This window comes from Bradyrhizobium sp. TM233 (assembly GCF_036247965.1).
Classification (GTDB): Bacteria; Pseudomonadota; Alphaproteobacteria; order Rhizobiales; family Xanthobacteraceae; genus Bradyrhizobium; species Bradyrhizobium ottawaense.
Window position 1 is genome coordinate 137897 of record NZ_BTIG01000018.1, and the last position, 11801, is coordinate 149697.

Annotated in this window: 14 protein-coding genes; 10 read left to right on the top strand and 4 right to left on the bottom strand. The window is 65.0% G+C overall.

What is annotated here, in order from left to right; translation table 11 throughout:
- The first annotated feature begins 35 nt into the window (after positions 1 to 35).
- The 6 genes from AABA86_RS28115 (at position 36) to AABA86_RS28140 (ending at position 4771) form a co-directional block, all read left to right on the top strand.
- Positions 36 to 851, top strand: a complete 816-nt coding sequence (locus AABA86_RS28115) for a FadR/GntR family transcriptional regulator (protein ID WP_338309144.1) — start codon at positions 36 to 38, stop codon at positions 849 to 851.
- Between the two features lie 151 nt (positions 852 to 1002).
- The gene (locus AABA86_RS28120) at positions 1003 to 1824 is read left to right on the top strand and encodes an ABC transporter permease (RefSeq protein WP_038947001.1); all 822 of its coding nucleotides are present in this window, start codon (positions 1003 to 1005) and stop codon (positions 1822 to 1824) included.
- A complete protein-coding gene (locus AABA86_RS28125) occupies positions 1821 to 2627 on the top strand; it encodes an ABC transporter permease (RefSeq protein WP_095426387.1) in 807 nt (268 codons plus the stop codon). Before AABA86_RS28120 ends, AABA86_RS28125 begins: the two co-directional genes overlap by 4 nt.
- Positions 2624 to 3382: an ABC transporter ATP-binding protein gene (locus AABA86_RS28130; protein ID WP_338309145.1), complete on the top strand. Its 759-nt coding sequence runs from the start codon at positions 2624 to 2626 to the stop codon at positions 3380 to 3382. Before AABA86_RS28125 ends, AABA86_RS28130 begins: the two co-directional genes overlap by 4 nt.
- Positions 3379 to 3711 (top strand): hypothetical protein, encoded by a 333-nt coding sequence (locus AABA86_RS28135; protein ID WP_338309146.1) that lies wholly within the window; start codon positions 3379 to 3381, stop codon positions 3709 to 3711. The genes AABA86_RS28130 and AABA86_RS28135 overlap by 4 nt, the downstream gene beginning before the upstream one ends.
- Before the next feature lie 4 nt (positions 3712 to 3715).
- Positions 3716 to 4771 (top strand): ABC transporter substrate-binding protein, encoded by a 1056-nt coding sequence (locus tag AABA86_RS28140; protein WP_212247930.1) that lies wholly within the window; start codon positions 3716 to 3718, stop codon positions 4769 to 4771.
- Between the two features lie 58 nt (positions 4772 to 4829).
- Here the strand turns inward: AABA86_RS28140 and AABA86_RS28145 are convergent, their stop codons facing one another.
- Both AABA86_RS28145 and AABA86_RS28150 read right to left on the bottom strand, forming a co-directional pair.
- Entirely contained in the window at positions 4830 to 5561 is a 732-nt protein-coding gene (locus tag AABA86_RS28145; RefSeq protein WP_338309147.1) for a cytochrome c biogenesis CcdA family protein, read from the bottom strand.
- A 206-nt stretch (positions 5562 to 5767) separates the two neighbouring features.
- Entirely contained in the window at positions 5768 to 6034 is a 267-nt protein-coding gene (locus AABA86_RS28150; RefSeq protein ID WP_338309148.1) for a hypothetical protein, read from the bottom strand.
- Positions 6035 to 6516: 482 nt separating this feature from the next.
- Here AABA86_RS28150 and AABA86_RS28155 point away from each other — a divergent pair, with 482 nt between their 5' ends.
- The 4 genes from AABA86_RS28155 to AABA86_RS28170 all read left to right on the top strand — a co-directional run bounded on the left by AABA86_RS28155 (position 6517) and on the right by AABA86_RS28170 (position 9449).
- Positions 6517 to 7566 (top strand): LysR family transcriptional regulator, encoded by a 1050-nt coding sequence (locus tag AABA86_RS28155; RefSeq protein ID WP_338309149.1) that lies wholly within the window; start codon positions 6517 to 6519, stop codon positions 7564 to 7566.
- A gap of 29 nt (positions 7567 to 7595) precedes the next feature.
- Positions 7596 to 7967 (top strand): helix-turn-helix domain-containing protein, encoded by a 372-nt coding sequence (locus tag AABA86_RS28160; protein WP_020608151.1) that lies wholly within the window; start codon positions 7596 to 7598, stop codon positions 7965 to 7967.
- 269 nt (positions 7968 to 8236) lie between these two features.
- Positions 8237 to 9058, top strand: a complete 822-nt coding sequence (locus AABA86_RS28165; RefSeq protein ID WP_338309150.1) for an enoyl-CoA hydratase — start codon at positions 8237 to 8239, stop codon at positions 9056 to 9058.
- A 103-nt stretch (positions 9059 to 9161) separates the two neighbouring features.
- Positions 9162 to 9449: a hypothetical protein gene (locus AABA86_RS28170; protein ID WP_338309151.1), complete on the top strand. Its 288-nt coding sequence runs from the start codon at positions 9162 to 9164 to the stop codon at positions 9447 to 9449.
- Between the two features lie 65 nt (positions 9450 to 9514).
- Here AABA86_RS28170 and AABA86_RS28175 read toward each other — a convergent pair whose 3' ends face one another.
- Complete coding sequence (locus AABA86_RS28175) at positions 9515 to 10594, bottom strand: isocitrate/isopropylmalate dehydrogenase family protein (protein ID WP_212247919.1); 1080 nt, start codon at positions 10592 to 10594, stop codon at positions 9515 to 9517.
- 109 nt (positions 10595 to 10703) lie between these two features.
- Positions 10704 to 11771 carry an alcohol dehydrogenase gene (locus AABA86_RS28180; protein WP_212247911.1) on the bottom strand — a complete coding sequence of 356 codons (1068 nt, stop codon included), beginning with the start codon at positions 11769 to 11771 and terminating at the stop codon, positions 10704 to 10706.
- Between the last annotated feature and the right edge of the window lie 30 nt (positions 11772 to 11801).

Sequence of the window (11801 nt, forward strand, 5' to 3'; positions counted from 1 at the left end):
CCGGCCGCGACAGGCCGGCGGGGAGAACCAAACCGGTGGCAAGAGCGCGGCCGAGCCCAGCCGACAGACTGATCAAGCCCGGCCGCATCCGCGCCGTGCTGACGACGCTCGGCCGCGAGATCGCCCAGGATCTCATCCCCGTCGGCACCACCCTGCCGCCGGAGCCGGAACTCGAAGCCCGTTTCGGCGTCGGGCGCGGTGTGGTGCGCGAAGCGATCAAGACGCTTGCCGCAAAGGGCCTCGTCAGCGTGCGGCCGCGCCACGGCACGCAAGTGCTGCCGCGCAACGAATGGAGCCTGCTCGATCGCGACGTGCTGAGCTGGCTCGTCGGCCAGGACGAACCGGATCGCGACCTGCTGCTGGCAATCCAGGAGGTGCGCTCGATCATCGAGCCTGCAGCCGCAGCGCTTGCGGCCGAACGCGCGACCAGGAACGATCGCTGGCGGATCGATACGGCCTTGGCCGCGATGCAGACCGCAAAGGACCAGGCCAGCGCCCTCGCCGCCGACAAGGCCTTTCATCTTGCCATCCTGGATGCGACCCATAACCCGGTGTTGCAGGGCTTTCGCAGCGCGATCGACACCATCCTGAGCACCGTCTTCACCGTCGCCGTCGGAAGCCCCGGGGGCTGGTTCAAGGATAATTTGCCGAACCACGTGGCGGCGGCGCGGGCTATCGAGAGCGCCAACCCCGAGAAGGCGCGCGCCGCGATGGAACGCCTGCTCGGCTATACCCGCCTGAAGCTCTCGAACCGGAAGACGGTCATCGCCGCGGCAACTCGCAACGGGTCGGCCGTGCGCGCGGCCAGGACGTCGAGCGTCACGAGCAGGAGGAAACGTCGTGGACCGTGACAGGAAGGGCTCGCCCCACATCCACGCTCCGCCCGGGATCGCGGTCGTGGCAACCGACGGGCAGCCGCGATCGCGCGAGACACGGTGACGATGTCAGGAATGATCAGCGTGAAATGCCGGCACAGGCATAGCTGAGCGTCAGGGAGGTCAAATGCAGGTGACGGGCAGTCTGAAAGGTCGATCGTCGCGATTGATCCGCAGCGTCAATTCGCTGGCGGGCGCTGCGATGTTCGTCGCGCCGCTGCTTGCGCTGGTGGCGATCTGGGCGATCGTCGTCCCGCTGTTCAACGTCAATCCGCGCGTGTTTCCATCGGTCGGTGCGGTCGGCGCGGCCGCCATGGAGTCGATCCGCGACGGCACGCTGTTCGCCCATGTCGGCGCCAGCCTTTTGCGCGTCGGCCTCGGCACGCTGATCGGCATCGCCACCGCCGTGCCGCTCGGTATCGCCATGGGCGTGAGCCCGACGGTGGCGGCCTTTCTCACGCCATTGTTCCGCTTCTTCTCGGTGCTCGCCGGCATCGCCTGGATCCCGATCGCGACCTTGTGGTTCGGCTACGGATTCGGTGCGATCGTCTTCGTGATCTTCAACGCCGTGTTCTTCGTCGTCGCCTACAATACCCTGCTCGGCGTCAGGACCATTCCACACACGCTGCGCAATGCTGCCGCTTCGCTTGGCGCCGGCCGCTGGGCGCTGCTGACCGAGGTGCTGCTGCCGGGGGCGCTGCCCAACATCGTCACCGGCATCCGCACCGGCCTCGGCTTTGCCTGGCGCGGGCTGATCGCCGCCGAGATGATCGCGACCAATGTCGGGCTCGGCTACATGCTGTTCGTGGCACGCGATTTCTATCGCACCGAGGTGATCGTGTTCGGCATGATCGTGATCGGCGTGCTCTGGCTATTGATCGACCGTCTGCTGCTGGTCCCGCTGGAACGCGCGACCATCGAACGCTGGGGGCTGGTGAGGCGCGCATGAACCTGCTGCTGCAAATCTGGGGCGGCTATACCCGCCTGACCCGGCGCTGGCCGGGGATCGCGGCCATCATTCCCTTCATCCCGGTGCTCGCGCTGTGGACCGCCGTCAGCGAGGCCGGGGTGTTTCCGCGAGCGTTCTTCCCCGGCCCCGCCGATGTGCTGCGCGCGTTCTTCACGCTCACCTACAAGGGGATCCTGCCCGACTATCTTCAGGACAGCCTGATCCGGCTCGCAACCGGCGCCGCCGTCGGCATGGCGCTCGGCATTCCCTTGGGCATCCTGATCGGCACGAGCCGCTGGGCACACCGGATCTGCTGGCCGGTGCTGCTGTTCTTCCAGGCGATCGGCGACATTGCCTGGCTGCCGATCCTCTTGATCTGGTTCGGCTTCGGACTGACGACGATGACCTTCGTCATCGTCTACACCGTGCTGTTCCCGGTCGTGCTCAACACCGTGCTCGGGGTTGAATCCGTGCCGCGCGACCTCGCGCGCGCCGCCCTCAGCCTCGGTGCCTCGCGCGCGCGGGTGCTCTGGGAGGTGACGCTGCCGGGCGCGCTGCCCAACATCATCACGGGCCTGCGCAACGGCCTCGGTTATGGCTGGCGCGCGCTGATCGCGGTCGAGATGATCGTCGGCACATCGGGCATCGGCTTCATGATGTTCGATGCCCGCCGCGCCGGCTCCACCGTCGAGATCCTGCTCGGCATGATCATTCTCGGATTGCTCTGGTACATCGTGGACGCCTGGGTCCTCGCGCCGCTCGAGCGCGTGACCGGCCAACGCTGGGGATTGGTGACATCATGAAGACGCTTTCGCTGCGCAATCTCGGCAAGACCTATTTCGATCCTTACGCAGGCGCGCATGTCACCGCCGTTCACGACGTCTCGCTGGACGTCGAGCCCGGCGAGTTCATCTCCGTGGTCGGCCCGTCCGGCTGCGGCAAGACGACGATCCTCAACATGATCGCCGGCTTCATCCCCTATTCGAAGGGGGACATCCTGCTCGACGGCAAACCGGTGCACGGGCCCGGCCCCGAGCGTGGCGTCGTGTTCCAGTCGTTCGCGCTGTTTCCCTGGAAGACGGTGCTCGACAATGTCGGCTTCGGCCCGAAGATGCGCGGCGTGCCGAAGGCCGAGCGCGACCGCATCGCGCGCGAATATCTCGCGCTCGCGGGGCTGTCGCACGCGGCGCACCGCTATCCAAACGAGCTCTCCGGCGGCATGCAGCAGCGCGTCGGCGTGGTGCGCGCACTCGCCAACAATCCCGACGTCCTGCTGATGGACGAGCCGTTCGCCAGCGTCGACGCGCAGACGCGCATGACGCTCCAGGAGGAGCTGACCAGGATCTGGCAGGAGCGCAAGCCGACGGTGATCTTCATCACCCATGACGTGCCGGAAGCGGTGTTTCTCGCCAACCGCGTTGTGGTGCTGTCGAAGGGACGCGTGCTGGACGAGATCGCGGTCGACCTGCCGCGTCCCCGCGTCTGGGACGACCTCGTCAAGGACGACGACTTCAAGCAGCTCTCGGCGCGCGTGCTCCAGATGGTGCGCGCGGCATGAGCATCGCCTCCGACGTCCTGCGCTCGCCCAAGGGCCGCATCGTGCTCGGCGCCATTGCCGCATGGGCGCTGTTTCAACTCTGGTTGACGGTTGCCGCGCCGGGAAAGATCTCGCCGGACCTGAAGGGCACATCGGAAAAAGTGAACGTGCAGATCGAGCTGCCGTTCACGCCGGAGCGCTTCCACGTGCTCGCATTCCAGCAATATGGACGCGTCTCGGGAACGGATGAGCATTCGATCGAACTACGCGGCGTCAAACGAACGGACCTCAACGCCGTCGCCCGCCCCTATTGGGTGACGGCGGTGGGGCCGATAAAAGAGGGAGGCTGAGGCTATGAAACGACTCTTGCTGCTCGGAATCGCGCTCTTGGCCGGCATGGTGCCGGCGAGCGCCCAGACCCCGACGAAACTGAAGGCCGGCATGGTCACCGGCATCGACCAGATCGGCCTGCCGATCGCACTCGAGCGCGGCTTCTTCGAGAAGTACGGGCTCGATGTCACGATCGCACGCCCCTACGCGACCGGCGTCGACGCGCTGAACGCACTGCAAGCCGGCGAGAGCGAGATCGTGCAGGTCGGCGTGCCCATGATCGGCGCCGTGCTGCGCGGCATGGATCTTGTCGCACTCGGCAATTACAGCGGCAACGCCACCAAGGCCGGCTCCGATGCCACCATGGCGATCATCGCGCGCGAAGGTTCAGGCATCGTCAAGGGCGACCTGTCGACGCTGAAGGGCAAGAAGATCGCGGCCTCCTTCGGCACGATCAATCACCTCTACATCCTGGCGACGCTGGAGAAGGCCGGGCTGAAGCCCGACGACGTGACGCTGGTCAACACGCCGCCGCCGGACATGACCGTCGCCCTGCTCGCCAAGGGTATCGACGCGTTCTCGGGCTGGGATCCCTGGCCGATCGTTGCCGGCAAGGATGTGCCCGGCGCGGTCGAGATCATCCGAGGCGGCGACGTGATCTCCTATATCGGCTTCAACGTCGCGCTCCGTCCCTGGGTGCAGGCCAACGGCGAGACCATCGAGAAATTCCTCGCCGCCGTCTCCGAGGCCGACCAATGGATGCGCAAGAACCCGAAGCAGGCGGCGCAAGTCGCCACACGCTGGATTCCGGGGCTCAAGCAGGAGGTCGCCGAGGCAGCGATGCAGTTCAACATCCAGCAGGCGGACCGCCGGCTGTCGGCCAACAACTACCGTGCGCTGTGGAGCGCCGAGGACCGGCTGTCGCGGCTCGGCATCCTCAAATCGACCTTTGACGTCAATGCGCATATCGAGCCGAAGCACATTCTCAAGGTCATGAAGGATCGTCCCGAACTGTTCGCCGATCTGCCGCCGATCCCGGAGACGGCGGCGATTTCGCCGGGCTACGTGTTCAAACCCTGAGTCAACCGCACACGGGGACGCCGGCGCGATCAGCGCGCCGGCATTTCCGGATCACGCCCTACCCGATGGTCTGCAGCGCCGGGAACGTCTCAAGCAGCCAGATGCTCACATTCGAGACCGCGCCGGTGAGAAAGCCGATGCCGGTGATCACCATCAGGACGCCCATGGCGCGCTCGACATTGACGAGATGGCCTTTCATCCGCGCGAACAGCGCGGAGAACTGCTCGATCATCAAAGCGGCGATCAGGAAGGGAATGCCGAGACCGGCGGAATAGACCGCGAGCAGCCCTGCGCCCTTTGTCACTGTGGCCTCAGCGGCGGCGACCGAAAGGATCGCGGCGAGGATCGGGCCGATGCAGGGCGTCCAGCCGAAGGCGAAGGCGAGCCCCATGATATAGGCACCCCAGAGGCCGACAGGCTTGGGGATCGGCAGCCGTCCCTCGCGCATCAACAGGCCGATGCGCGTCAGTCCCAGGAAGTGCAGGCCCATGATGATGATGACGATGCCGGCGAGGATCGACAGCTCCGCCGACCAGGCACGAATCAGCCCGCCGATCAGCGAGGCGCTGGCGCCGAGCGCGACGAACACCGTGGAGAAGCCGAGCACGAACAGCAGCGCCGACATCATGATCGCGCGCTTGGAGGCCGAGGCCGGCTCGTCGCTCTCGACATGCTCGATCGTGGCGCCCGTCAGATAGATCAAATAGGGCGGGACCAAGGGCAGGACGCAGGGCGAGAGGAAACTGACGAGGCCGGCAATCAGCGCCGCCGGGATCGAAACATTTTGCATGATGCCGTCTGAGCCATCTCAGGCACCGGTGCGGCGCGCCGGGAATGCGCGCGGCCCGAAGCCGAACCGGCCTTGGTGTAACCGATGCCGGAGAATGCGCAACAGAGGCGCACGAAACCAGGGCTCCTCCCGATGCCGCCTGCGATCACAGGTGCGGCATCGGGACGCGCACAAACCTCGCCAAAAAGCGAGATTCGGCGGCGCGGCTACTTCACCACGCGGAGCAGCGGACGCCGGGGCTGGTCCTGCGTCTGCTTGGAAGGGGACGGCGGCTCGCTCGCAGCGCTCCGCAGCATTTCGTCGCACAGTGCCTTGAGATCGGCACTGTCAATTCCTTTGAGTTTCATCCTGACGTCGAGGATGACAATGGACAGCAGCTCGGCCGACTCACGGCTGTCGCACGCGTTGAGAGCCCTGCGGCACCCCTCGAGCGTTTCCAGCACCAACTGCAACTGTTCGTCTGAATGCGACACCGGCGTTCTTTCCGTTAATTCGGCCTGCGAGACGTGGTTGTGACGACCCCTTCGGCCCCCATGGAATACCGAGGATAGCATGAGGCCGCTGCGCCTCTGAACCTGATTTCAGTAGGTTTCTGCCTCGGAACTGCGGTTCCGGCTAACCTCGCCGCACTGCGCCGTTGGCCATGGTCGAAGCAGTTCGAGAGCAAACGCCTGGCGTGCTGTGATTGATCCATTGAAGGAGCCGGCGGCGGCTTTCGCGCAAGCACGTTCATCGCGGACAGCGCCTGCAATCCCGCAGCCATTTCACGGCTCGCAACGGAACTCACGCCACACCCCTCATCCGGGCGACGACCTGCCCGATTCCCAATTCTTGGCAGCACTCAGATACCACCCACGAGGTAGTAAGGATGACGTTTAAAACTCATCATCCCCCAACCCGCAGTGGTTGTGGTTTGCGCCAGATTCTGCCAGTTTAGTCACCCGAAGGGACTTGTATGCACTCCTTGGCGGAAAGGGGCGTTCCTCTGGCGGAACGCCCAAAGACAAACATCAGCGGCCTCTCCGATTGGGATACGGCTCGCATATTTCTCGAAGTCGTCCGATGCGGCAGTTTCCGCTCGGCGGCTGAACGTCTGTCCTTGTCGATCAACGCCGTGCGCCGGCGAATCGACGATTTCGAACGCCAGACCGGCACCACACTCTTCACCCGCGACGTCCATGGCACTCATCTGACCGATGAAGGCGCGCTGGTGGTCTCCGCCGTCGAGCGCATGGAGGCCGCCACCTTCGACGTGCTGCGCGCCAGCGATTCGATGGCCAACGCCCTGTCCGGCGAGGTCCGGGTCGCTGTCACCGAGGGGCTCGGCACGTTCTGGCTCGCCCCGCGCCTGGTTGAATTCCAGCAGGCTTATCCGAAGATCCTCGTCGACCTGCATTGCGCGATGCGCTCGGCCGACGTCTCTCGCCACGAGGCCGACGTCGCCATCCATCTGTCGCGTCCTTCGGCGCTCGACATCAAGCTGGTGCGGCTCGGCCGCATGCATCTGATGTTCTGGGCCTCCGAGAAGTACATCGAGAAGCATGGCGCGCCGCGCTCGGCGACGGAATTGATCAAGCATCGCCTGGTGCTGCAATTCGCCGACCAGCTTGCCGCCAAGGAATCCTTCGAGAGCTTCTTCCCGGGCGTGTCGGAACGTGACCTTCTGGTCATGAAGACCAACGTCTCGAGCGCCAACTACTGGGCGGTCGCGAATGGCGCCGGCATCGGCGTCTTCCCGAGCTACGCCATTGCGCTTGGCGGGAAGTTGATTCCACTGGAGGTCGAGTTGAACCGACCGCTGGATATCTGGTTGTCCTACCATCCTGGTAGCGGCCGTATTCCGCGCGTGCGGCACATGATTGATTGGCTGATCGAAGCTTTCAGTCCGGCTCGCTTCCCGTGGTTTAAGGAAGAGTTCGTGCATCCGCATGAATTCAAGGACTCGTATATGGGCGAACCCCTGACCCAGCTCTTCGGGGGATTTTCAACCGAAGAACAAAGGTGAAAACGAAGATGAAAGCAGCGGCGAAAAGAATGAAGCAGCGCAGTGCCGGCAAGCCGGACATCGAGCTTGGCAAGCGGATCCGTCTGCGGCGCGTCGAGATGAAGATCTCGCAGGCCGAGCTCGGCGAGAAGCTCGGCGTCAGCTTCCAGCAGGTCCAGAAATATGAGAAGGGCGTCAATCGCGTCGGCGCGGCTCGACTGCAGCAGATCGCCTCCGCCCTCGACGTGCCCGTGACCTTCTTCTACGACGGTGACAACAAGGCGCGCGAAGTCGAGAGCCTGCTGTTCCTCGATTCGGCCTTCAGCCTCCGCCTGCTGCGCGCCTACAGCAAGATCAAGGACCAGACCGTGCAGCGTCAGCTGGTCTCGCTGATGGAATCGATCGCGGCGAACGAGAGCTGAGATCGACCGACGGTCTGCTCAAGGCCGATCTTCAATCCGCCGCGTCACGGGGGCGCGGCCGGATTGAACGAGCATATTCCGGCTCGCGCGCTTGCGCGCGGCCTTTGCGGGGCGGCACGACCGCCCCTTTTCTTTGCGCGCGCGACACTCGGGACCACGCGCCATGCAATCCCGGTACAGGCGGATGCAGACTCGCCCACCCTGCCGCGGTTGACCCCGGAAGCGCCAGCGCAGCACATTGCCCCTCGCACATGACCAGCGAGCAAGCGATGCCCGACATCTTCAGCACGACCGAAGTGCCCTACGCCGACGGCAAGATCCTCCGGCATACGACCAGCGGCATCGGCGTGATCACCTTCAATAATCCCGACAAGCGCAACGCGATGTCGCTGGAGATGTGGGAGGGATTTGGCGAGGCCTTGACCAGCCTGCGCGACGACGAGACGGTGCGCGTCGTGATCCTGCGCGGAGCCGGCGGCAAGGCCTTCGTCTCCGGCGCCGACATCAGCCAGTTCGAGAAGACCCGCCATAACGCGGCGGCCTCCGAGGAATACGCCAGGCGCAGCGCCGCCCAGCGCGCACTGCTCGCCGACTATCCCAAGCCGACGATCGCCTGCATCGAGGGCTTTTGCCTCGGCGGCGGCATGCAGGTCGCGATGCTCGCCGACATCCGCATCGCCGCGCGTGGCAGCCAGTTCGGCATTCCCGCGGCCAAGCTCGGCATCGCCTATGGCTTTGACGGCCTGCGGCACCTGGTGTCGCTGGTCGGCCCGTCCTGGGCTCGGCTTCTGATGTACACGGGCATGCGTATCGATTCGGATGAAGCGCTGCGCATCGGCCTCGTCGAACGCGTGTTCCCGGTCGACGAGCTCTGGGGCGAGACCATGACGATTGCCGAGACGATCTCGCAGAACGCCCCGCTCGCGATCAAGGCCGCCAAGATCACCATCGCACAAGTGCTGAAGGATGAGAGCCAGCGCGACATGGACGCGATCAAGGCGATCGGCAATGCCTGCATGGATTCCCGGGATTTCCGCGAGGGCCGGCAGGCCTTCATGGAGAAGCGCAAGCCGCAGTTCCAGGGACGTTGAAGCTGAACCGACGTTCAGGAAGATTAAATTCCTCTTGCAGCTCAGCGCGGTAGCAACCAGTTGATCTGGCGAAAGTTCTCCCGCCACAACGAGGGAGATCGCGATGACACTGAAATTTGCTGTTCTTGCTCTGGCCGCCATCGGCGGTGTGGCGCTCGCGTCGGGCGGGGCGCTCGCGGCAATGCCGAATGGCATCCCGCAGGCGGACAAGATTGCAAGCGGTCCGGTCGCTGACGTCGATCAGGTGCGCTGGGTGTGTAACCCCTGGGGCCGCTGCTTCTGGCGGCCGAACTATTACGGCGCCTACGGCTATTACGGCGGCCCACGACGCTTCTACGGCCCGCGCCCGTGGGGCTGGGGCCATCGCCACCACCATTGGCGCCGCTGGTGAACGACAAAGGGGCCGCGAGGCCCCTCTTCTTTTGAGATGAACCGGCGCCGCGGCTCGACTGCTTCTCAGAGCGCCGCCAACACCGCTTTCGTGATATCCGCGGTGCCGTTGCTGCCGCCGAACTCCATCGGCTTGATGCCGCCGGCATAGACCTGATCCACCGCACGTTCGATCGTCTCGCCGGCTTCCGCCGCGCTCTCGACGCCGTGCTTGTCGGCGAGCCAGTCCAGCATCATCGCCGCCGACAGGATCATGCCGGTGGGATTGGCCTTGCCCTGCCCCATGATGTCAGGCGCGGTGCCGTGGCAGGGCTGGAACACGGCGTATTTGTCGCCGATGTCGGCCGACGGCGCCATGCCGAGGCCGCCGATCAGGCTCGCGGTGATGTCGGAGACGATGTCGCCGAACATGTTCTCCATCACCATCACGTCGAAATCCCAGGGACGCTTCACCAGCATCGCCGAGCAGGCATCGACATAGAGCCGGTCGGTCTTCACGGTGGGATGCTTCTTTTCGATCTCGTCGAAAATGCCGCGGAAGAAGGCAAACGCCTTGAACACGTTGGCCTTGTCGACGCAGGTGAGCATCCCCGGCTTGCCGCGCGCCTTACGCCGCTCGGCCAGGCGAAACGAGAACTCGAACAGGCGCTCCGAGGTCCTGCGCGTGATCACCATGGTCTCGCGCGCGTCCTCATGGGTGACGACGCCCTTGCCCATCGAGGCGAACAGGCCTTCAGTCGATTCCCGGATCACGACGAGATCGATGCCGCGCGCATCGGCGCCGACGATCGGGCTCGGCACGCCCGGGATCAGGCGCGCGGGTCGCACGCCCGCATAGAGATCGAAGATGAAGCGCAGCTCGATCTGCGGCGCGATCTCGGTATTGTCGGGGTAGCGCACCGACGGCAGTCCGCAGGCCCCGAGCAGGATCGCGTCCGCCTCCTCGCACAGCTTGATGGTGCTGTCCGGCATCGATTTGCCGGTGGCGAGATAATTGTTGGCCCCGGCCGGTGCCTCGGTGAAGCGGAAGCCGAGGCCGGACTTTTCGCCGACCTTGCGCAGCACCTCGAGCGCCGGCGCCATGACTTCGGGACCGATGCCGTCACCGGCGAGCACGGCAATGTGGAAGGCGTTGTTTGCGGACATTGGGGTTCCTGTATTTTCAGGCGTCATTCCGGGGCGGTCCGCAGGACCGAACCCGGAATCTCGAGGTTCCGGGTTCGATGCTCCGCATCGCCCCGGAACGACGAATACACTACGGGGTCAGCACCGTGCGCCCGACCACCGCGCCCCGCTGCAATTGCAGCAGCGCGTCGTTGGCCTTGGCGAGCGGCGCTGTCGTCACCGGGATCGGCGGCACCTTCTTGGTGCGGACAAGGTCGAGCAATTCCTGCGTCTCGCGCAAGTTTCCGACATAGCTGCCCTGGATCGTCACCGCCTTGATCGGAATCAGCGGCAGCGCCCAGGTCGCGCCGCCGCCGAACAGGCCGACGATCACGAGCTTGCCGCCCTTGGTCAGGCAGTCGAAGCCAAGCTGCGTCGTCGCGGCATTGCCGACGAGGTCGATCACGGCGCGGATCGGCCCGCCCGCTTTCTTGGCGAGTTGCTCCAGCGCATCCGGCGCCTTCGGGTCGACAGTGGCGAGCGCGCCGGCCTTTTCCGCCGCCTCGCGCTTCCTGGCGTCGATATCGACCATGATCGCGCCCTTGCCGCCCATCGCCTTGAGCAGCGACAGCGCCATCAAGCCGAGACCGCCGGCGCCGAACATCACGATCGGCGTGTCGAAATGCTGCTCGACCTTTTTGAGCGCACTGTAGGTGGTGACGCCCGAGCAGGCGTAGGGCGCGGCCGACGCGGGATCGAGGCCTTTCAGATTGAGCAGATAGCGCGGATGCGGCACCAGCATGTGATCGGAATAGCCGCCGTCGCAATAGACGCCGAGCGAGCGCGGCGTCAGGCACATGTTCTCGTCGCCGGCAAGGCACGTCGCGCACTTGCCGCAGCCGATCCAGGGATAGACCAGCCCGACATCGCCGAGCTTGAGATCGCCCTGGTCGGTCGGTTTCACGTCAGGGCCAAAGGCCAGGATTTCGCCGACCGTCTCGTGACCCATGGTCAGCGGAAGGTTGATGCCGCGATCCTTCAGCGACAGCGGCTTGCGGCCATGGCCGAGATCGTAGCCGCCTTCCCAGATGTGGAGGTCGCTGTGGCAGACGCCAGCGGCCTTCACCTTGATCAGCACCTGCGTGCCCGAGGGCTGCGGCGTCGCCTCGTCGAACTCCTTCAGCGGCGCCTTGAAGTCGGCGACCTTGAAACTCTTCATCGGCGTTCTCCCGGCATGCTTGTCGTTGTC